At 72.6% G+C, this 20,493-nt stretch carries 16 protein-coding genes; 7 read left to right on the plus strand and 9 right to left on the minus strand.

Annotated features, from left to right (window positions below; all coding sequences use genetic code 11):
* Positions 1–7: 7 nt before the first annotated feature.
* The gene (locus ACGFX4_RS27975) at positions 8–1,462 is read right to left on the minus strand and encodes an aminopeptidase P family protein (protein WP_393079861.1); all 1,455 of its coding nucleotides are present in this window, start codon (positions 1,460–1,462) and stop codon (positions 8–10) included.
* A gap of 205 nt (positions 1,463–1,667) precedes the next feature.
* Between ACGFX4_RS27975 and ACGFX4_RS27980 the strand changes: the two genes are divergently transcribed.
* From ACGFX4_RS27980 to ACGFX4_RS28010, 7 genes are all read left to right on the plus strand, one after another.
* On the plus strand, positions 1,668–3,404 hold the full coding sequence (locus ACGFX4_RS27980) for an ABC transporter substrate-binding protein (RefSeq protein WP_393079863.1): 1,737 nt from the start codon (positions 1,668–1,670) through the stop codon (positions 3,402–3,404).
* A gap of 16 nt (positions 3,405–3,420) precedes the next feature.
* A complete protein-coding gene (locus ACGFX4_RS27985; RefSeq protein WP_393079866.1) occupies positions 3,421–4,380 on the plus strand; it encodes an ABC transporter permease in 960 nt (319 codons plus the stop codon).
* Positions 4,377–5,366, plus strand: coding sequence for an ABC transporter permease (locus tag ACGFX4_RS27990; RefSeq protein WP_393079869.1), 990 nt, complete (start codon positions 4,377–4,379; stop codon positions 5,364–5,366). The genes ACGFX4_RS27985 and ACGFX4_RS27990 overlap by 4 nt, the downstream gene beginning before the upstream one ends.
* On the plus strand, positions 5,363–6,340 hold the full coding sequence (locus tag ACGFX4_RS27995) for an ABC transporter ATP-binding protein (protein WP_393079872.1): 978 nt from the start codon (positions 5,363–5,365) through the stop codon (positions 6,338–6,340). Before ACGFX4_RS27990 ends, ACGFX4_RS27995 begins: the two co-directional genes overlap by 4 nt.
* Positions 6,337–7,356, plus strand: a complete 1,020-nt coding sequence (locus ACGFX4_RS28000; RefSeq protein WP_393079874.1) for an ABC transporter ATP-binding protein — start codon at positions 6,337–6,339, stop codon at positions 7,354–7,356. Before ACGFX4_RS27995 ends, ACGFX4_RS28000 begins: the two co-directional genes overlap by 4 nt.
* 127 nt (positions 7,357–7,483) lie before the next feature.
* Positions 7,484–9,823 (plus strand): collagenase, encoded by a 2,340-nt coding sequence (locus ACGFX4_RS28005; protein ID WP_393079877.1) that lies wholly within the window; start codon positions 7,484–7,486, stop codon positions 9,821–9,823.
* Between the two features lie 96 nt (positions 9,824–9,919).
* The gene (locus tag ACGFX4_RS28010) at positions 9,920–11,689 is read left to right on the plus strand and encodes a glycoside hydrolase family 36 protein (protein WP_393079880.1); all 1,770 of its coding nucleotides are present in this window, start codon (positions 9,920–9,922) and stop codon (positions 11,687–11,689) included.
* A 14-nt stretch (positions 11,690–11,703) separates the two neighbouring features.
* On the opposite strand, the gene ACGFX4_RS28015 is transcribed toward ACGFX4_RS28010, so the two are convergent.
* The 8 genes from ACGFX4_RS28015 to ACGFX4_RS28050 all read right to left on the minus strand — a co-directional run bounded on the left by ACGFX4_RS28015 (position 11,704) and on the right by ACGFX4_RS28050 (position 20,435).
* Positions 11,704–12,078 carry a hypothetical protein gene (locus tag ACGFX4_RS28015; protein ID WP_393079883.1) on the minus strand — a complete coding sequence of 125 codons (375 nt, stop codon included), beginning with the start codon at positions 12,076–12,078 and terminating at the stop codon, positions 11,704–11,706.
* 55 nt (positions 12,079–12,133) lie between these two features.
* Positions 12,134–12,559 carry a roadblock/LC7 domain-containing protein gene (locus ACGFX4_RS28020; protein ID WP_393079885.1) on the minus strand — a complete coding sequence of 142 codons (426 nt, stop codon included), beginning with the start codon at positions 12,557–12,559 and terminating at the stop codon, positions 12,134–12,136.
* A gap of 37 nt (positions 12,560–12,596) precedes the next feature.
* A complete protein-coding gene (locus tag ACGFX4_RS28025; protein ID WP_393079888.1) occupies positions 12,597–13,454 on the minus strand; it encodes a transcriptional regulator in 858 nt (285 codons plus the stop codon).
* Positions 13,454–13,837: a hypothetical protein gene (locus tag ACGFX4_RS28030; protein WP_345702041.1), complete on the minus strand. Its 384-nt coding sequence runs from the start codon at positions 13,835–13,837 to the stop codon at positions 13,454–13,456. The genes ACGFX4_RS28025 and ACGFX4_RS28030 overlap by 1 nt, the downstream gene beginning before the upstream one ends.
* A gap of 149 nt (positions 13,838–13,986) precedes the next feature.
* A complete protein-coding gene (locus tag ACGFX4_RS28035) occupies positions 13,987–15,267 on the minus strand; it encodes an MFS transporter (protein WP_393079891.1) in 1,281 nt (426 codons plus the stop codon).
* The gene (locus tag ACGFX4_RS28040; protein WP_393079892.1) at positions 15,264–15,854 is read right to left on the minus strand and encodes a winged helix-turn-helix domain-containing protein; all 591 of its coding nucleotides are present in this window, start codon (positions 15,852–15,854) and stop codon (positions 15,264–15,266) included. Before ACGFX4_RS28040 ends, ACGFX4_RS28035 begins: the two co-directional genes overlap by 4 nt.
* Positions 15,855–15,917: 63 nt before the next feature.
* Positions 15,918–18,224, minus strand: a complete 2,307-nt coding sequence (locus ACGFX4_RS28045; RefSeq protein WP_393079895.1) for an immune inhibitor A domain-containing protein — start codon at positions 18,222–18,224, stop codon at positions 15,918–15,920.
* 117 nt (positions 18,225–18,341) lie between these two features.
* On the minus strand, positions 18,342–20,435 hold the full coding sequence (locus ACGFX4_RS28050; RefSeq protein ID WP_393079897.1) for a prolyl oligopeptidase family serine peptidase: 2,094 nt from the start codon (positions 20,433–20,435) through the stop codon (positions 18,342–18,344).
* Between the last annotated feature and the right edge of the window lie 58 nt (positions 20,436–20,493).

The following is a 20,493-nucleotide window of genomic DNA, read 5'->3' on the forward strand; positions in this document are numbered from 1 at the left end:
CGCACGGTCAGCCCAGCAGGGTGCCCATCCACTCCTCGACGTCGTCGGCGGTGCGCGGCAGGTCGGCGGACATCAGCCGCGCCCCGTCCGCGGTGATCACCAGGTCGTCCTCGATCCGGACGCCGATGCCGCGCAGTTCGAGGGGCAGCGTCTCGTCGTCGGGCTGGAGGTAGAGGCCGGGTTCGACGGTGAGCACCATGCCCTCCTCCAGCACGCCGTCCAGGTAGGTGGCGGCCCGGGCCCGGGCGCAGTCGTGCAGGTCGAGGCCGAGCATGTGCCCGCTGCTGCACAGGGTGTAGCGGCGGTGCAGGCCGATGTCGTCGCGCAGCGACTCCTCGGCGGTCACCCGCAGCACCCCCCAGTCGGCCAGGCCCTCGACGATCACCCGCATCGCCGCGCGGTGGAAGTCGCGGAAGGAGGCGCCGGGCTTGAGGGTGGCGATGCCGGCGCTCTGGGCGGCCAGCACCAGGTCGTAGACCTCGCGCTGGACGGGGGTGAAGGTGCCGCTGATCGGCAGGGTGCGGGTGATGTCGGCGGTGTAGAGGGTGTCCGTCTCCACGCCGGCGTCGAGCAGCAGCAGCTGGGTGGGGTCGAGCGGGCCGTCGTTGCGGATCCAGTGCAGGGAGCAGGCGTGCGCGCCGGAGGCGACGATGGTGTCGTAGCCGACGCCGTTGCCCTCGGCGCGGGCGCGCTGGTTGAAGGCGCCCTCCAGCCAGCGTTCGCCGCGCGGGTGGCGCAGCGCGGCGGGCAGGGCGCGGACCACGTCGGCGAAGCCGGTGACGGTGTGGTCGACGGACAGCTGCAGCTGCTCGACCTCCCAGGCGTCCTTGACCAGGCGCAGCTCGGCGAGGACGGCGGCGAGCTCGCCGTCGGCGAGGGCGGTGGCGGCAGACGGGCGTCCGGTGGCGGCGTCCACCGCGGGGTCGGCGCCGGTGAGCACCCGGGTGGCGGGCTGCGGGCCGTCCAGCAGGGCGGCGAGCCGGTCCAGGTGGACGGTGCGGATGCCGGTCAGCTGCTCGGCCTCGGCCAGCTCGGGGCGGCGGCCGACCCAGAACTCGCCGTGCCGACGGTCGCCGTAGAACTCCCGGCTGCCGGGGGTGCGCGGCGAGCGCGGCCGGGCGTACAGCACGGCCTCGCCGGTGGGTTCGACGACCAGGACGTGGCCGACCTGGTCCTCGCCGGTGAGGCCGGTGAGGTGGGCGTACGCGCTGTGCGGGCGGAAGCGGTAGTCGCAGGAGTTGGACCGCACGTGCAACTGCCCGGCGGGGACGACCAGCCGCTCGCCGGGGAAGGCGGCGGCCAGCCGGGCGCGCCGGGCCGGGGTGACGTGGTGGCCGGGGGTGCGGGCGTCGGCGGGCAGCGGGGTGGGGGCCCAGCCCTGGGTGAGGAAGGCGGCCAGGGCCCCGGAGACCGGGAGGTCGTGGCTGCCGGTGGCGAGGGCGGCGAGGGGGTCGGCGGTCATGGCTGCTCCTGGGTGCGGCGCGGAACCTGCGAACTATGAGAATCGGGACACGAGTTGCGGAAGGTCAGGACACGTCTCGATAACGGCCCGCACACCTCTTGCGCTGTGCAATTTCACATTACTATGTTACGGGTCACACCTCAGAGCGGGCCAGATGCGGCCGGGTAGATCCCGAAGAGCGGCCCCCCATCGTGGAGTTGCACACATGAACAGGCGTACCCACACCGCCATTGCGGCGGCCATCGCGGCGACACTGACCCTCGGACTCGGCGCGTGCAGCAGCACCGGCGGCGACGCGGGCGACGGCGGCCAGCAGGGCGTGACCACCGAGGGCAACGGCATCATCGGAGGTACGCCGGTCAAGGGCGGCACCCTCACCATCCTGTCCAACCAGGACTTCGACCAGCTCGACCCGGCCCGCAACTGGACCATGCCGGTCATGGACGTCGGCGTCCGGATGCTCTACCGCACGCTCACCACCTTCAAGGCCGCCCCGGGTTCCGAGGGCCTGAAGATCGAGCCGGACCTGGCCACCGACCTCGGCACCCCGAGCGACGGCGCCAAGACCTGGACCTTCCACCTGAAGGACGGCCTCAAGTACGAGGACGGCACCGCGATCACCGCGGACGACATCAAGTACAACGTCGAGCGGTCCTTCTCGCCCGAGCTGCCCGGCGGCCCGGACTACGCGGTGCGCTACCTCAACGCCCCGGCCGGCTACCAGGGCCCGCTCAAGGGCGAGCGCCTCGGCAAGGAGGCCATCGAGGTCCCGGACGCGAAGACCATCGTCTTCCACCTCAAGCGCCCGGTCGCCGAGTTCGGCTACACCGTCACCCTGCCGACCTTCGCCCCGGTGCCGAAGGCCAAGGAGACCGGCGCCAACTACAGCAACCACCCGGTCTCCTCCGGCCCGTACAAGATCGAGACCTACGACCGCGGCAAGCGCATGGTGCTGGTCCGCAACACCAACTGGGACCCGAAGTCGGACACCGTCCGCAAGGCCTACCCGGACAAGATCGTGGTGGACCAGACCCTCAAGGGCACCGGCATCGCCGACCGGCTGATCGCCGACCAGGGCGAGGACAAGAACGCGATCTCCTATGTCGACCTGACGCCGTCGAAGATCAGCGAGGTGCTGACCAACCCCGACGTCAAGAAGCGCCTGATCAGCGAGAACGCGGGCTGCACCACCAAGCTGGACATGAACACCACCAAGGCGCCGTTCAACAACGCCAAGGTCCGCCTGGCCATGCAGTACGCGGTGGACAAGGAGGCCTTCGCCGCCACCACCGGCGGCCCGGCGTTCAACGACATCGCCACCACCTACCTGCCGCCGGTGCTCACCGCGGGCAACCCGATCGACCACTTCCAGATCAAGCCGGCCGGCGACCCCGAGAAGGCCAAGGCGCTGCTGACCGAGGCGGGCTTCCCCAACGGCTTCGAGACCGAGCTGGTCACCTCCACCGGCGGCAAGCCGCAGGCCGAGGCGATCCAGGCGGCGCTGAAGCGGGTCAACGTCAACGTCACCATCACCACCGTCGACCCGACCGCGGTCAACTCGATCATCGGTGACAAGGACAAGCAGCCCGGCCTGGCCAACCTCGGCTGGTGCCCGGACTACCCGTCCGCCGCGACCTTCCTGCCGATGATCTTCGACGGCCGGCAGATCAAGGACAAGGGCAACCAGGGCGACGTCACCCGGTTCAACGACCCGGAGACCATCGCCGAGCTGGACCGCATCGCCGACATGGCCGACCTGCAGAAGGCCAACACCGCCTGGCTGGCGCTGGACGCCAAGATCATGGACAAGTCGCCCGCCGTCCCGCTGGTCTGGCAGAAGAAGCCGCTGCTGGTCGGCTCCAACATCGCCGGCGCCTACGCACACCCCGTGTGGGCCGGCCAGATCGACTACGCCGTCATCGGCCTGAAGTCCGCGAGCTGAAGCGGAGCACCCTCCCATGACCGCCCCGATCCTGACGGAAGCGGCCGAGGGTGAGGGGGCGGCGGAGCAGACCGCCGCCCCCGCCTCCCCCTGGGCCCTCGCCTTCCACCGACTGCGCCGCCAGAAGGCCGCCGTGACCGGCCTGGCCATCATCGTCTTCTTCGTCCTGGTCGCCGTCCTGGCACCGGTCCTCACCGCGATCAGCGGCACCGGACCGGCCGACATCGACAAGAAGGCCGTCAACCCCTACCTCGGCGGACTGCCCCGCGGCAGCTTCGGCGGCATGAGCCCCCAGCACTGGCTCGGCGTCGAACCGCTGCTCGGCCGCGACATCTTCGCCCGGCTGGTCTACGGCGCCCAGATCAGCCTGCTGGTCGCCTTCAGCGCCGCCCTGCTGATCACCCTGATCGGCGTCTCGCTCGGCATCGCCGCCGGCTACTTCGGCGGCCGCGTCGACGCCGTGATCAGCCGGCTGATGGACGTCATGATGTCCTTCCCCAGCCTGATCTTCATGATCGCGCTGCTCTCGGTGGCCCGAGACGTCAACCGCGTCCTGCTGCTGATCGGCGTGATGAGCTTCTTCGGCTGGCCCTACATCGCCCGGGTGATCCGGGGTCAGACGCTCTCGCTCAAGCACCGCGAGTACGTCGAGGCCGCCCGCGCCTGCGGCACCCGCAGCAGCCGGATCCTGCTCACCGAGATCCTGCCCAACCTCACCGGCACCGTCATCGTGTACGTCACCCTCGCCATCCCCGGCCTGATCGGGGCCGAGGCGGCGCTCACCTACCTCGGGGTCGGCATCCGCCCGCCCACGCCCTCGTGGGGGCAGATGATCGCCGACTCGGTGCTCTACTACAAGGTCGACCCGATGTTCTTCGTCCTGCCCAGCGCCTGCCTGTTCCTGGTGGTGCTCGCCTTCACCCTGCTCGGCGACGCCCTGCGGGACGCCCTCGACCCGAAGGGCAGCCGGACGTGATCGGATTCCTGCTCCGGCGGACCGCCGCCATGCTGGTCACCCTGCTGGTGATCTGCGCGCTGACCTTCGCCGTCTTCTACCTGCTGCCCAACGACCCGGCCGCCCAGTTCTGCGGCAAGGACTGCTCGGTGGAGCGGATCGTCCTGGTCCGCCAGCAACTCGGCCTGGACGACCCCCTGATCGTCCAGTTCGGCCGCTACGTGGTCGGCATCTTCGCCGGCCAGACCTTCGGCACCGGCCAGTACGCGGTCAGCTGCGACTTCCCGTGCTTCGGGTACTCCTTCCAGAGCGCCCAGCCGGTCTGGGACCTGATGATGGACCGCCTGCCGACCAGCGCCTCGCTGGCCGTCGGCGCGGCCGTCCTCTGGCTCGGCCTCGGCGTCTCGGCCGGCGTGCTCTCCGCGCTGCGCCGGAACAGCTGGATCGACCGCACCGTGATGGTCGGCACCATCGGCATCGCCGCCCTGCCGGTCTACTTCACCGCGATGATCCTGCTCTACGTGGTCGTCACCCTGCTCGGCATCCTGCCGTACCCGCGCTACATCGCCTTCACCGAGAACCCCGGCGGCTGGATCGCCAACCTGATCCTGCCGTGGATCACCCTCGCGCTGATCAACGCCGCCATCTACGCCCGGATGACCCGCAGTTCGGTCATCGAGACGATGGCCGAGCCGTACGTGCGCACCGCCCGCGCCAAGGGCCTGCGCGAGCGCCGGGTGGTCGGCCGGCACGGCCTGCGGCCCGCCCTCACCCCGGTCGCCACCATGCTCGGCATGGACCTCGGCGGCCTGCTCGCCGGCGCCCTGATCACCGAGTCGCTGTTCAGCCTGCCCGGCGTCGGCAAGCTCTTCGCCGACTCGCTCAACAAGGCCGACCAGCCCGTGATCATGGGCATCACGCTGCTCGCCTCCTTCTTCATCGTCACCTCCAACCTGGTCGTGGACCTGCTCTACGCCTGGATCGACCCGAGGGCGAGGCTCGCATGACCCTTCTCCAAGTCTCGGACCTCTCGGTGGAGTTCAACACCGCCGAAGGCGTCGTGCGGGCCGTCAAGGGGGTCGACTTCAGCGTCGAGCGCGGCCGCACCCTCGGCATCGTCGGCGAGTCCGGATCCGGCAAGTCCGTCACCTCGCTGGCCGTCATGGGCCTGCACCGCGGTGCCACGGTCACCGGTTCCGCCAAGCTCGACGGCACCGAACTGATCGGCGCCGACGAGGAGTCGCTGCGCCGGCTGCGCGGCCGCCGGATGGCCATGGTCTTCCAGGACGCGCTCACCTCGCTGCACCCGTACTTCACCGTCGGCGACCAGATCGCCGAGGCGTACCGGGAGCACCACGGCGGCAGCCGCAAGGCCGCCTGGGCGCGCGCCGCCGAGGTGCTCGGCGACGTCGGCATCCCCGAACCCGCCCGGCGGGCGGGGGAGTACCCGCACCAGTTCTCCGGCGGCATGCGGCAGCGCGCGATGATCGCCCTGGCGCTGTCCTGCGAACCCGACCTGATCATCGCCGACGAGCCGACCACCGCGCTCGACGTCACCGTGCAGGCCCAGGTGCTGGAACTGCTGATGAAGCTCCAGCAGGAGCGCGGCCTGGGCATCGTGATGATCACCCACGACCTCGGGGTGATCGCCCGGGTCGCCGACGAGGTCCTGGTGATGTACGGCGGCTCCGCCGCCGAACAGGCGCCCGCCGACTCGCTGTTCGCCACCCCCCGGCACCCGTACACCCGCGGCCTGCTGGACTCGCTGCCGCGCCTGGACGCCGAGGACGGAAACGCCCTGCGGTCCATCCCCGGCAGCCCGCCCTCGCTGCTCTCCCCGCCCGACGGCTGCGCCTTCCATCCGCGCTGCCCGGTCTACGCCGCCGAGCGCAACCCGCTCTGCACCGGCGAACGCCCCCGGCTGCGCCAGGTCGCCGACGCCCACCGCAACGCCTGCGTCCTCGATGAGGTGACCCGATGACCACCGAGACGACCACCACGGTCCCCGAGACCCGCACGGTCGGCGAGGCACCGCTGCTCAGCGTCCAGGACCTCGGGATGACCTTCCCCGGACCGCGCGGCGTCCTGCGCCGCAAGGCCGGCATCAAGGCCGTGGACGGCGTCACCTTCGACGTGCGGCCCGGCGAGACGCTCGGCCTGGTCGGCGAGTCCGGCTGCGGCAAGTCCACCACCGGACGGATGCTGGTCCGCCTGCTCGACCCCACCGCGGGCCGGGTCAGCTTCCGCGGCGCCGACATCACCCGCACCGGACAGCGCGAACTGCGGCCGCTGCGCAGCAAGTTCCAGATGATCTTCCAGGACCCGTTCGCCTCGCTGAACCCGCGGCAGACCGTCCAGCAGATCATCGCCGCGCCACTGCGCGCCCAGGACGTCGCACCCGACGCGATCCGGCGCGAGGTGCGCGACCTGATCGGCCTCGTCGGCCTCGCCCCCGAGCACCTGGAGCGCTACCCGCACCAGTTCTCCGGCGGCCAGGCCCAGCGCATCGGCATCGCCCGGGCGCTCGCCACCCGGCCGGAGCTGGTCGTCGCCGACGAACCCGTCTCCGCCCTCGATGTCTCCATCCAGGCCCAGATCGTCGGCCTGATGGAGCGGCTGCAGCGCGAACTCGGCGTCGCGTACGTGTTCATCGCGCACGACCTCGCCGTGGTCAAGCACATCAGCCACCGGGTCGCCGTGATGTACCTCGGACGGATCGTCGAGATCGGCGAGAAGGACGAGGTGTACGCCAACCCGGCGCACCCGTACACCAAGGCGCTGCTCTCCGCCGTGCCGCTGCCCGACCCGGCGGCCGAACGGGCCCGGGAACGGATCGTCCTGCTCGGCGACCCGCCCAGTCCAGCGAACCCGCCCAGCGGCTGCACCTTCCACCCGCGCTGCCCCAAGGCGCAACCGGTGTGCAGCACGGAGCGACCCCTGCTCCAGCTCACCGCGCCGACCGGTACCCGGCAGGCCGCCTGCCACTTCCCCGACTAGCGCAACCACCAACAGGGGCGCGAGGAACTGCGCGCCCGGCCACCCCCACCTGAGTGCCGGGCCGGCCGCGCAGTTCCCCGCGCCCCTGACGGGGCGCTGATCCTCTCCCCCCACTCGGAGGACCCCCATGTCCCACCGCAGAACCCGCAACATCCTGCTCGCGGCCACGCTGGCCGCGTCGTTCACGCTGCCCGCGGCGCAGGCGCTCGCTACGCCGACCCCGGTCACATCCCCCCAGTCCCAGCCTGTCCCCGCCTCCGGCGACCCCACCGCGTACGACGAGGTCGACCGGCTCGGCACCGCAACCGCGAAGCCCGGCGGTCCCGCGCCGGCGCCGGGTGGCGGTTCGCTCGGCGACTCGCTGATCCCCGGCCCGCTGCCCGCCCGTGTCGGCAGCCCGGCCCCGACGGCCGGCGCCCAGGCCGCCACCGGCACCGCGGCCGTCACCACCGCCGCCGGCGTGCCGTGCACCGTCGACGGGATGACCGGCCTCGGCCCCACGCAGCTCGCCGACTTCCTGGCCGACCCGGCGCTCACCATCGACTGCCTGAACGGCATCATCTGGACCTGGGACGCCCGCTTCGCCACCACCATGGACGACGCGCACGTGCAGGCGGTGGCCGCCAAGGCCCAGCAGCTGGCCGCGACCAACCACCCGAACCTGTTCCAGATCTGGACCTTCCTGCACGCCACCGTCTACCACGACTTCTCGCACGCCGAGATCGACGTCACGGACGCCCCGACCGTCGCTGCGATCCAGCACGCGATCGACGCCCACCTGGCCGGCGGCCACGCGTACGACACCACCGAGGCGGCCGGCCTGGTGCTGCGCGAGCTGGGCACCACGGCCACCGCGCCGGGCCTGCGGCAGAACAACCTGGGCCTGGTCAAGCAGGTGCTGTCCCGCTTCGGCCCGGGCACGGCGCTGGCCAACAGCTGGGCGTGGGGCGGCGCCGCGCTGTCCGCGCTGAACATCAACTACCTCGGCATCTACAACGGCGACACGGCGTTCCGGTCCGCCGTCGCCGCCGACCCGGCGTACCGCTCGGTGCTGCGCGGCTTCGCCACCGCCGGGCACCTCAAGGGCACCCAGAACGAGTGGCTGGCCCGCGACGGGATGGCCGAGTACGGCCGTCTCGGCCAGATCGACGCACTGAAGGCGTCGATCACCGCCGAGATCGGCACCCTGCTGGCCGACACCAAGGCGACCTTCGGCGAGTACTCGGCGCCGTGGATCAAGGTGGTCGGCTGGGCCAACACCTACGGGGTGTGCGCCCAGTACAACGTCTGCACCGACACCATCGAGGCCAGGCTCTTCCCGTACACCTACAAGTACGACAACGGTGCCGTCGCGGTCCGCACCGGCCTCGACAAGGCCACCGTCGACCAGATGTACTACGCGTCGAAGCAGGTGAAGACCCAGTACTTCCGGGTGCTGGGCACCGACGTCCCGCTCACCGGTGACGTCAACTCCACGCTGAACATCCACCTCTACGCGACCCGCTCCGACTACGAGGTCTACCACCCGCTGCTGACCGGCATGGGCACCAGCAACGGCGGCATCTACATCGAGCGCGGCGCGACGTTCTACACCTACCAGCGCACCACCGCCGAGTCGTACCTGACGCTGGAGGAGCTGTTCCGGCACGAGTACGTGCACTACCTCAACGGCCGCTGGGCGGTGCCGGGTTACTTCGGCGACAGCCGCTGGTACGCGAACGACAAGACGACCGCGATGGACGAGGGCACCGCCGAGTTCTTCGACGGCTCGACCCGCGACCAGGGCATCCTGGTGCGCAAGTCGCTGGTCAACAAGCTGGCCCAGGACGAGGCGGCCGGCATCCCGCGGCTGACCGTCGACCAGGTGCTGCACGCGAGCTACGACGACACCCCGGCGTTCCACTTCTACAACTACGCCGGCACCTTCTTCGAGTTCCTCTGGACCAGCCACCCCTCGCTGCTGCGCGAGATGTACGGCTACCAGCGGGCCGACGACCCGGCCGGCTTCGACGCCTGGCGCACCCGCCTGGGCGCCGACGCCGCGCTGAACGCCGAGTACTGGGCGTTCCTGGACGCCCAGATCGCCAAGGTGGGCTCGCTGTACGTGCCGAACACCTCGTTCACCGCCAACGGCTACCTGGACTACGCCTACCCGTCCGAGGTGCAGGCCGCGTTCACCAGGACCGCGTACATGACCCCGGACTGCAAGGACAACGGCGACTGGGACAACAAGCCGATGCGGTTCGTCTGCACCGGCCGGATCACCGCCAACCTGTCGAACTCCGGCAACCCCGACCAGGTGTTCAAGGACATGTCGGCGACCGTGGACTACTTCGTCCTGGAGCGCACCAAGAACGCCGCCAACAACCTCAACGACATGAACTGCTACTTCGGCAAGGTCGACGTCTGGCCGAGCGGCCAGGCCGGCACCGCCGACTACACCTGCGAAGGCCCGCTCCGCCGGTGACCCGGTAGCAGCACCCGACTCCCGCACGGGCCGGCCGTCTCACCGCTTCCGCGGCCGGCCCGTGCGGGCACCACCGCACCTGAAAGGAACCACCGCGTGACCGCGCTGTCCTGGGACGGCTCCGCCCCGCCCTCCGGCCGTACCGAGACCACCCTGACCGTCGACGCCGGCCCGCTGCGGCTGCGCGTCACCGCGATCGGCTCGGACCTCCCGCCCACCGTGACCGTCACCGAGCAGGACACCCCCGGCGTGCTGCTGGTGGACGCGGCCTGCCCGGCGCCCGGCGCCCGGCTGCGGGTGGAGTGGCAGCTGCCCTGCACCGGCGCCACCGGCTACTGGACGCCGACCACCAACTCCCGCTGGCTGCCGCCGTCCTGGGCGCTGCCCCGGGAGGCGTCGGTGGCCAAGGGCGCCCCGGTCGGCAGCCTGGTCGGCCCGGGCGACGCCGCCCTGTGCACCTACGCGGTGGGCGAGCCGGTCCGGCCGGTCGGCATCGGCGAGGGCGCGGTCGAGGAGACCGGCGCGTTCAGCTGGTGGGTCGAGCACGAGGGCCCGGAGCTCAGCCTGCGGCTCGACCTGAGCGGCCGGCACTTCGCCGACACCGTGCGCGCCGCGGCCGGCTGGTGGGCCTCCCTGCAGGGCCCGGCGACCGTCCCGGACAGCGCCTTCGACCCGGTGTTCTGCACCTGGTACGCGCTGCACCTGGCGATGACCTCCGCCGACGTGGAGCGGCTCGCCGCACTCGCCGCGCCGCTCGGCTTCCGCTCGCTGATCGTCGACGACGGCTGGCAGACCGACGAGCGGTCCCGCTCGTACGCCACCACCGGCGACTGGCGGCCCGCGCCGGCCGGCTTCCCCGACTTCCCGGAGCACGTGAAGCGGGTCCAGGCGCTCGGCCTCAACTACCTCCTGTGGTACGCGATCCCGTTCGCCGGCGACCGCAGCGCCGCGGCCCGCGAACTGGCCGGGCACACCCTGGCCCACCTGCCGACGCTGGAGACCTTCCTGCTCGACCCGCGCAGTGCCGCGGTCCGCGACCACCAGGTGGCGCGGCTGGCGGCCGCGGTCGAGGAGTTCGGCGTGGACGGGCTCAAGGTCGACTTCGTCGACACCTTCGCCCGCCCCGCCGAGACCGCCTCCCCGGAGGCCGACTGCCCGACCGTGGCCGAGGGCGTGCACAAGCTGCTCGCCCAGCTCGACGCCCGGCTGCGGGCCACCCGCCCCGAGGTGCTGGTCGAGCACCGGCAGGGCTACGTCGGGCCGGGCCTGTGGCCGTTCGCCACCATGGTCCGCGCCACCGACTGCCCGCACAACGCCGCCGAGAACCGGGCCCGGACCGCCGACCTGCGGCTCACCGCCGGCCCGCTGGCGGTCCACGCCGACCCGCTCACCTGGCACCCGGAGGAGAGCCCCGAGCAGATCGCGGTGCTCCTCCAGTCGGTGCTGTTCGCCACCGCCCAGGTCTCGGTGGAGCTCTCCGCCCAGGGCCCCGGCCAGCTGGCCGCGCTGCGGTTCTGGCTGTCGGTGATGCGCGAGCACCGCGACCTGCTGCAGCGCTCCGGGCTGCGCCCGCACCGCCCGGACCTGGGCTACCCGGTGATCGAGGCGCGCGGCGAGCGGGCGCTGGCCTTCGGCCGGTACGCCCCGCTGCCGCTGCGCGCCGAGGGCGACTGGGAGCTGCTGCTGGTCGCCAACGCCGACCAGGACACCCTGGTCCGGCTGGTCTTCGACCGGGCGCCCGGGCCGGTGTCGCTGCTGGTGCAGGACTGCCTGGGGGCCGAGGTCGCCACCGCCGAGACCCGGGTGGACGGCCCGGAGCTGACGCTGCACGTGCCCACCGGCGGCCTGCTGACGGTCCGCCGGTAGGGCCAGACGGAGGGTCAGACCTCCAGGTCGGCCTCGATCTTCTTGAGCTGGTGCCGGGCCATCGCCAGGTTGGCCCGGTTCCGGTCCAGCGCCAGGTAGAGGAACAGGCCCTTGCCGGTGCGCGAGGTCAGCGGCCGGATCAGGTGGTACTGGCCGGACAGGGTGATCAGGATGTCCTCGATCGCCTCGTTGAGGTTGAGCAGCTCCATCGCGCGGAGCTTCGCCCGCACCACGTCGGTGTTGCCGGCCGCCGCCACATTCAGGTCCAGGTCGGGGCCGCCGCCGAGGGTGCCCAGAGCCATGCCGCTGTTGTAGTCGACCACGGCGATGCCGATGCTGCCCTCGATCGAGGACATGATTTCCTTGAGAGCGGTGTCGATGGTGGCCATGTGTTTCTCTTCCTGTCGGTTTGTCGATGTTCGGTGAATGAATGAGTGGCTGGGGTCAGCCGCGGTCGAGTTCGGCGTCGGCCAGCGCGGCGATCCGCGCGCCGGCCCGGCGGGCCTCCAGGTGGAGCCGGCCGACGTTGGTCTCCGGTCCGGCCATCAGGGTGAGCACGGTGTAGGCCCCCGCCGCGTAGGTGGCGGTGTAGCCGCGCTCGCCGCGGGTGAGCAGTTCGCGGAACGACCCGTGGCCGGTGGCCTCGGCCAGCCGGGCGCCGACGCCGAGCGCCGCGGCGGTCAGCGCCGCCACCGACTCGGCCTCCAGGCCGCTGGTGTCGTGGGCGACCACCAGGCCGTCGGTGGTGGCGACCAGGCCGCCGGTCAGGTGCGGGATCCTGGCGCGCAGGCCGCGCAGTTCGGCCTGGACCTCGGGTTCGGGCAGCACGGTTGTCCTCTTGACGGTGAGCTGTCGCAAGGTCCGCCTCATGACTTCGTCGGCGGGACACAGCGGGCGGGCGGCGGGGTCACAGGGCCTCCAGAGCGGCGCGTAGTCGAAGGAGCAGCCCCACCTCCGGATCCGCCGGGTCGTAGGTGCGGGGGCCCGGCGGCAGCGAGACGTCGGGCAGGGCGGCCGGTTGCCCGACCGAGACCGGTGGCGGAGGAGGGGTGGCCGGCTGCGGACGGGCCTCCAGCAGTCCGGCGGCGGCCAACTGCCGGACGTCCAGCAGCGTGCCGAAGGCGGAGCGCCCGATCAGCCGGGCGATCTCGGGGGCGGTGCGCGTCCCGTCGCAGGCGGCCAGCAGCGCCTCCCGGCGGCGGACCGGGACCGCGGGCCGGCGGGCCGGCGCGCCGGCGCGGCGCAGCAGCGGCACCGCGTCCACCGCGGTGGAGGGCCAGCAGCGGTCGAGCAGCGCGCGCCGCCGGCCGACCACGCCGCGCAGCTGGTGCACGGTCAGCGGCCGGGTGAGGCGGAAGCGCGGCAGGGCCAGGGCGTCGAAGGTCAGCTCGCCGCCGTGCTGGCCGAGTGCGAAGTGGGCGGCGTCGAACAGCGCGGTGAGCCGGCAGAGTTCCAGCTCGCCGCGGCCGACCTGGCCGGCCGCCAGCAGGTACTCGGCGAGCCGGCCGGCGCCCAGCAGTTCGGCGTCCTCCCAGTCCCGGGCCGCGATCCGGCCGCTGCCGGTGAGCAGTTCGCCGACGCCGGCGGCGGCGGGCGCCTCGGCGTGCACCACCTGGCCGTAGGCGAGGTGGACGGTGCCCTCCGGGCCGGAGAGCGAGCCGGTGGCGTGCTCGCCGGCGAGGTCGGTGAGCGCGGCCTCGAAGGTGGTGGCGGGCGCGCAGGACGAGCGGTGCCGGCGCGGCAGCGGGGCGGGTGCGGTGCGCATCAGACCAGCACCAATCGGTCGGCGACGGCGGCCAGCCGGATCCTGGCCATCGCCAGGTTCGCCTTGTCCCGGTCGAGTCGCAGGTAGAAGAAGACGTTGGAGTCGAAGACGGTGTCGACGAAGCGGATCAGGTGGTACGCGCCGGCCGAGCTGACGATCACGTCCTCGGCGGGGGCGGCGCCGGTCGCCGGGTCGGCGAAGGACGGGGTCTGGGTGACGGCGCGGGCCAGCTCCGTGGCGTCCGCCGCGCCGGCCTCGTGGTCGCCGTCCGGGCCCTCGCCGGCGGTGCCTATGGCGAGGCCGCTGGTCCAGTCGACCAGGCTCACTCCCAGGGCGCCGGTGATCCCCATGGCTTCCGCAAGGCACTCCTCGATCCCCGGCACTGACTGCTGCCCCTCCCCGCGCGCGGCCACGGCGCACGCCCCTGCCACCGCCGTCACCTGCGGTAGTCTGACCAGGACGCAACGCTACCGGGGACACTCGCGCGGGGGGAGTCTTTCCCGCATATCCGTCGGGCATATGCCCGAATGCGCTAGGGTGCACCGTCCTCTGACGAACCGTCAGGGAGGTCTCGCATGCGCGGGATCGGCGAGGCGACCACCCACAGGAACGAGGCCAGCGCGCCCACCGCGGCGATCCACAGCGCGGGCCGCAGCCCCAGGGTGGCGCCGAGCGCGCCGCCGAGCAGCGAACCGATCGGCCGCACGCCGTAGTTGACCGCCTGGTACGCACCGGAGACCCGGGAGCGCAGGGCGTCCGGGATCACCCCGGCGAAGATGGTGCCGGCCGTGATGTCCAGGATCATCACCCCGACGCCGGAGACGAACTCGGCGGCGAACAGCAGCCCCAGGGTGCCCGGGCCGGAGCCGTGCACGGCGGGTATCAGCAGCAGCGGCGCGGGGAAGAGCACCAGGCCGACCACGAAGGCCGGGCCCACCCCGATCCGCCGGGCCAGCCGCCCGGTGACCATCGCGCCGAGCACCGTGCCGACCGCGGCCGCGCCCAGCACCGCGCCGAGCAGGCCCGCGCCCAGCCCGAGGTCGGTGGTGGCGTAGAAGACGAACAGCGCGGCGAAGACGAAGGTGAACAGGTTGACCGTGGCGGTGCCGAGCAGGGCCGCGCGGATCACCGGGTTCTGCCGGATCCAGCGCAGGCCGGCGCCCAGCGCGCCCCGTCCGGCGGGTTCGGCGGGCGGCTCGGCCGGGTCGATGCGGGCCAGGAAGAAGGCCGAGGCGAGGTAGGAGAAGGCGTCCGCGACCAGGGCCAGCGGCACGGCCAGCAGCTGCACCAGCAGGCCGCCGGCGCCCGGTCCCGCGACGTAGGTGACCGCCCGGCTGCCCATCAGCAGCGAGTTGCCCTGCAGGTAGCGGTCGGCGGGCACCAGGGAGACGAACAGCGGCGGGTTGCAGACGTTGAAGAACACCGACAGCGCGCCCACCCCGAGCACCACGGCGTACAGCTGGGGGAGGGTCAGCACCCCGAGGGCGTGGGCGGCCGGGACGGTCAGCAGCAGCGCGGCCCGGCCCAGGTCGGTGGCGATCATCACCCGGCGGCGCCGGGCGTACCGGTCGGCCCAGCTGCCCGCGTGCAGCGAGAGCAGCAGGTACGGCAGCCAGCCGGCGGCGGCCAGGTAGCCCATCTGCGCGGCGTCGGCGTGCAGGGCGGAGATGGCGATCAGCGGGACGACCAGCATGGTGACCTGGTCGCCGAGCGAGGAGATCGTCTGGCCGGTCCAGTACCGGCGGAAGGCGGTGTCGCGCAGCAGCGCGGGTGTCCGGCCGGTGTCGGCGGGGGAGTCGAGGACGGCGGTCATCGTCGCACCTCCGGGCCGGCCGGGAGGGCGAGCTGGACCAGCACCACCGGGCGGCTGCCCTCGGGCTGCTGCTCGGGGTGGCGCACCCGCTCCAGGTAGGGCCGGGTGAGTTCGGCGAACCGCTCGGTGAGCTCGGCGAGTTCGGCGGCGGTGACCTGGACCACGGTGTCCCCGGCGCCGGCCGCCTCGCGCCACTCCCGCGGCTCGTCGGCGGAGGCGGCGAGCCAGCTCACCGCGCGCTCGTAGTGGCTGTCCAGGACGGCGCGCTGCAGGGCCTCGCCCGCGGTGGCGGCGGCCGGGTCGTCCGGGGCCGCGTCCCAGCTGGTGAAGGTCGCGGTGGCGCGCCAGGGCTTCTCCCGGCCGCGGCCGCCGCCGGCCTCCTCGACCAGCCCGTACTTGGCGAGCTGGCGCAGGTGGAAGGAGCAGCTGGCCACCGATTCGGTGCCGAGCAGCTCCGCCGCGCGGGTCGCGGTCAGCGGACCCTCGCGGCGGAGCAGGCCCACCAGGGCCATCCGGGTCGGATGGGCGTAGGCGCGCAGGGCGCGCGGATCGGTGAGCCGGATCTCGGTCGGCGGGTCGTCGCTCATGGATGTAAAGCTATCTTTAGAAAGAAGTCTTTACAAGCGGCGACCCGCCTCTGCCCTGCGGGTTCAGGACGCGGGGCCGACCTTGATGGTGGTCAGCCGCCCGCCCTGGGTCTCCCGGACGACCTCGATCTTCGTGTTGGTGTCCGGCACGGCCACGCCCAGCTGCGGGATCGCCGGGTCGCTGTACACCCCGCTGTGGTCGTCGAACGCCTTCACCGCGGGCTCCGCGGGCACCACGGTGGCCACGCCCGCCTTGTGCAGGGTGAACGAGGTGGTCGGCTGCAGCGAGAAGGTCGCGTCGTAGCTCTGCGACCGCCCGTTGGTGACCGTCCCGTCGGCGAACCGGGTCGCCTGCGGGTGCGCGTCGACCGGCAGGATCAGGCCGCCGCCCAGGTGGTCCTTGGTGTTGTTGTCGCCGTAGGAGGTGTCCCACAGCCACACCAGGACGCCCTGCTGGTAGGGGTAGTTGTCGATGACGTTGGACTTGCCGTCGACGCCCCACCACCCGAAGTTGTACGGGCCGGTCTTCAGGTAGGCGCCGTAGCCGACGTACCGGCGGTTCTCCACCAGGTACGCCCGCGGGTGCTCCTTGACCGCGTCCTTGCCCTTGATCACCGAGAAGCCGCCGGCCCGGGCCCAGCCGCTGCCGCCGCCCTCCGCGCCGTCCTGGACCACGGCGGTGCCGTCGGCGGTCACCTGGACCGCGTCCAGCAGCACGCCCTTGCCGTGGGTGTTGGAGTCGGAGGTGACGTGGAAGCGCACCTGCACGCTCTTGCCCAGGTAGGCGTCGAGCGGGATGTTCAGCCGCCGCCAGGCGTTGGAGGTGCCGGACAGGCCGGGCACCAGCGCCGTGGTGTTGCCGATCGGGGCGCCGTCCACCGTGCCGCCGAGCGCCGTCCAGGACTTGCCGCCGTCGGTGGAGGCCTCCACCGTCAGGAAGTCGTAGTCCTGCTCGATGTCGTACCAGGTGGCCGCCGAGATCGACGCCGACGCGGTGGCGCCGGTCAGGTCGACCGTGCGGGTCAGCGAGGCGTCCATGTAGTCGCCGGTGTCGCTCCACCACTGCGAGCCGCCCTCGTAGGGCTCGGCCAGCGTGGTGGTGGTGCGGCCGGGGGGCAGGTGCACCAGCACCGCCTGCGCCTGGTCGGTGTTGTAGCCGCTGACGCCCAGGGTGTGGCTGGAGCGGGTGGCGGCCTGCGCCTCGTCGTAGTTCAGCCAGCCGAGCTGCAGCTTGCTCCAGGCGTCCAGGTCGCCGGGGAGCGAACCGGTGGTGTTCTTGCCCCGGCCCAGGTACGAGGCGGAGGACATCAGCGACCAGAAGTTGACCGAGTTGTCCCCGCCCGAGGTCGGGTACAGGTCCGGCAGGCCCAGGTTGTGGCCGTACTCGTGCGAGAAGAGGCCGACGCCGCTGTTCTCGCCCGCCTGCACGTAGTCGTAGACGTAGAGGCCGCTGTCGCCGACCTGGGCGCCGCCGATCCTGTTGCCGGCCGGTCCGGTCTGGCCGGTGGGGTCGGGGAAGGTCCAGGATCGGTGCGCCCAGAGGGCGTCCTGGCCCTGGGCGCCGCCGCCCCAGGTCTCGTCGACGCCGGCGTGCACCACGATCACGTTGTCGAGGTAGCCGTCCGGCTCGTCGAAGTTGCCGTCCTTGTCGAAGTCGTACCGGTCCTGGACGTCGTACTGCGCCAGCTCGGCCTTGACGTCGGCGGCGCTGCGGCCCTTGGCGATCTCGCCGTCGTACCAGGCCTTGGTGGCGTCCCGGACGAGCTCCTGCGCCTGGGTCCAGGCGCCGCCGCCCTGCGGGCCCTTGTTGGAGCCGTAGCGGGCCTCGTTCCACGGCAGCGTCACCCAGTCGGAGACGGTGCCCTCGATGTCGTACCGGCCCGAGGACTGGGTGCGGTAGTAGTTGCGCATCGAGTTGGCGCCGGGCGTGTCGTCGAAGAACATCCGCTGGTAGTAGTCGCGACTGAAGTCGCTCTCCCAGTAGGTGTGCGTGTCGTCCTTGCCCGGCTTGGCGATCTGGTTGTGCTTCGGGCCAGGGGTGCCCGCGTAGCGGGGCTGGCCGTTGTAGAGGGTCGAGTTGTCGACCTGGTCGCCGAACTGGGCGAGGATCACGAAGACCTTGTCCGTGCGCTGCTGCGCGAGCTGGACGTAGTCGTTGCCGATCTTCACCTTCTTCGGCGTGGTGCCCTCGGCGCTCTTGGCGACGGTGCCCTGGTTGACGCCGGCGAGGGCCTCGGTGCGCAGGGCCTGGCGCCGGCGCTCCTGCGGGGCGAGCGGTGCCGCGGGGGCCTCCTGGCCCTCCGCGCCCTGGTTCTGGGCCAGGGTCGGGGAGGGGGCCACCGGCGCTGCGCCGGCGGGGGGTACTGCCACGGCTATCGCGCTGGAGGCCAGCGCTACCGCGATTGCGACGGAAAGTCTGCGCAACTGACCTGTCCTTTCCGGACGGTGGGTGGTGTTGAGCGCGGGTAATATTTCACATGTCATCGGTCACATGGAAGGGTTTGAGCCAAGCGCGTTCCGCAGGAAGGCCAGCTCGGCCGCCGCGACGGCCTCCAGCCCGCCGTCCGGCGTCATGTGGCTCACCCCCGGCAGCGGCAGCACGCTGTGCGGCCGGCCCGCGCGGGTCAGCGCCTCGGAGAGGAGCAGGGTGTGCGAGGGGTGCACGTTGTCGTCCGCCAGGCCGTGGATCAGCAGCAGCGGCCGGGACAGCCCCGGCGCGTCCGGGATCAGGCAGTCCGCCAGGTAGCCGTCCGGGTTCTCCTGCGGCAGGCCCAGGTAGCGCTCGGTGTAGGCGGTGTCGTACAGCCGGAAGTCGGTCGGCGGGGCACCCGCGCTGGCCGCGTGGAACACGTCCGGGCGGCGCAGCACCGCGAGCGCGGCGAAGTACCCGCCGTACGACCAGCCGCGCACGCCGACCCGGCCGAGGTCCAGGTCCGGGTGGTCGGCGGCGAGCGCCTGCAGCGCGGCCACCTGGTCGTCGATCGCCACCTGCGAGAACCGGCGGAAGATCGCCCGGGTGAACTCCGGCGAGACGAACGGGGTGCCCCGGTTGTCGGTGGTGACCACGGCGAAGCCCTGGTCGGCCCACCACTGCTTGAGCTGCCAGCGGCGCGGCTCGTTGGCCACCGCCTGGTAGCCGGGGCCGCCGTAGACGTCCAGCAGGACCGGCAGCGGGGTGCCCGGCGCGTGCGCGCGCGGGTACACCACGGCGGTGGGCAGGCCGAGTTCGGTGACCCGGGCGAGCTGCGGGGTCACCCGGTGGGGGAGCGGCGCCGCCAGGTCGGCCAGCGGGAAGTCGCCGTCGGCGGTGTGCAGGGTGCGGCGGATCCCGGCCTGGGTGGCCGAGGTGAGCAGCAGGGTGCCGCCGTTCACCGCGGTCGCGCTGTGCACGCCGGGGCCCTCGGTGAGCCGCTCGGGCGCGCCGCCGTCCGGGTCGAGCAGGAAGAGCTGCTGGTCGGCCGGGTCGCCCTCGCCGCCCTCGATCAGCAGCCGGTCGCGGTAGGTGCCGACCACCCGGCGGACCTGCAGCCGCTCGTCGGTGAGGATCCGGCCGTCCAGCGCCACGCCCCGGGCCGCCGGGGTGTCGTGCGAGGTGAGCACCCGGCCGTCGGCCAGCCGCTGCGGCGTGCCGGGCAGCGGGTCGACCCAGAACTCGTCGGTGGTCGCCGCGAGTTCGGTGGTCTTCCCGCTCGCCGGGTCGGCACTGAGCAGCACGACGCGCTGCTGCAGCCGGTCGGCGACGGTCAGCAGCAGCTCGCCGTCGCCCTCCCAACCGGCCGCGGTCAGGTAGGGGAACTCCTCGGTGTCCCAGAGGATCCGGACCCGGCCGCCGTCCAGGCCGAGCACCCAGAGCTGGAGGTCCGCGTTGGGGCCGCCGGCCTGCGGGTAGGCGAACGACTCGGGGGCCCGCTCGGGGTGCGCGGGGTCGGCGAACCATCGCAGCGGCAGGGCGGACTCGTCGATCCGGGTGACCAGCAGCGCCGAGCCGTCCGGCGACCACCAGTGGCCGCGGGTGCGGCCCAGTTCCTCGGCCGCGGCGAACTCCGCCACGCCCCAGACCGCGCCGTCGCGCGGGCTGAGCGGGGCGTCGGCCGGCTGCTCGCCGGTGAGCCAGAGCTGCCCGCCCGCGACGTACGCGACGCGGGTGCCGTCGGCGCTCGGGCGGGGGTCGAACGCGGGCCCGGCGACCGGGAGTTCGGTGGTGGATCCGGTGGCGGTGTCGGTCCGGAAGACGCGGCCGTCCAGCGCGAAGACGGCGGTGGCCAGGTCGCCGGTGGCGGCGAAGGAGCCGATGCCCGGCGCCCACAGCCGCAGCCGCTCGCGCAGCCGGCGCTCCAGCACCGGCAGGTCGGCCGGGTCGCCGGTGCGGTCGGGGGCGAGCGCCGCCGGGTCGGCGACCAGGGTCTCCTGGCGGGTGGCCAGGTCCAGCAGCCAGAGCCGCTCGACCGGGTCCTCCGCGCCGGTGGAGCGCAGGAAGAGCAGGCGGGCGCCGTCCGAGGAGAGCGCGGCGGCGCGCGGGGAACCGTAGCTGAAGCGGCCGGTGCGGGCGCTCAGCGCGAGGAAGGGGTCGGTGTGGGTCACCCGCCGATGGTTGCCGCGACCCCCACCATTCGGCTAGAAGTATGCAGTGTGAAATGTC

It is taken from the genome of Kitasatospora sp. NPDC048365, from assembly GCF_043200835.1.
Lineage (GTDB): Bacteria > Actinomycetota > Actinomycetes > Streptomycetales > Streptomycetaceae > Kitasatospora > Kitasatospora terrestris.

Excerpts from the sequence above, each read along its gene's own strand:
- ACGFX4_RS27975 (WP_393079861.1), bottom strand. The coding sequence starts at position 1,462 with ATGACCGCCGACCCCCTCGCCGCCCTCGCCACCGGCAGCCACGACCTC.
- ACGFX4_RS27980 (WP_393079863.1), top strand. The coding sequence starts at position 1,668 with ATGAACAGGCGTACCCACACCGCCATTGCGGCGGCCATCGCGGCGACA.
- ACGFX4_RS27985 (WP_393079866.1), top strand. The coding sequence starts at position 3,421 with ATGACCGCCCCGATCCTGACGGAAGCGGCCGAGGGTGAGGGGGCGGCG.
- ACGFX4_RS27995 (WP_393079872.1), top strand. The coding sequence starts at position 5,363 with ATGACCCTTCTCCAAGTCTCGGACCTCTCGGTGGAGTTCAACACCGCC.
- ACGFX4_RS28000 (WP_393079874.1), top strand. The coding sequence starts at position 6,337 with ATGACCACCGAGACGACCACCACGGTCCCCGAGACCCGCACGGTCGGC.
- ACGFX4_RS28005 (WP_393079877.1), top strand. The coding sequence starts at position 7,484 with ATGTCCCACCGCAGAACCCGCAACATCCTGCTCGCGGCCACGCTGGCC.
- ACGFX4_RS28015 (WP_393079883.1), bottom strand. The coding sequence starts at position 12,078 with ATGGCCACCATCGACACCGCTCTCAAGGAAATCATGTCCTCGATCGAG.
- ACGFX4_RS28020 (WP_393079885.1), bottom strand. The coding sequence starts at position 12,559 with ATGAGGCGGACCTTGCGACAGCTCACCGTCAAGAGGACAACCGTGCTG.
- ACGFX4_RS28025 (WP_393079888.1), bottom strand. The coding sequence starts at position 13,454 with ATGCGCACCGCACCCGCCCCGCTGCCGCGCCGGCACCGCTCGTCCTGC.
- ACGFX4_RS28035 (WP_393079891.1), bottom strand. The coding sequence starts at position 15,267 with ATGACCGCCGTCCTCGACTCCCCCGCCGACACCGGCCGGACACCCGCG.
- ACGFX4_RS28040 (WP_393079892.1), bottom strand. The coding sequence starts at position 15,854 with ATGAGCGACGACCCGCCGACCGAGATCCGGCTCACCGATCCGCGCGCC.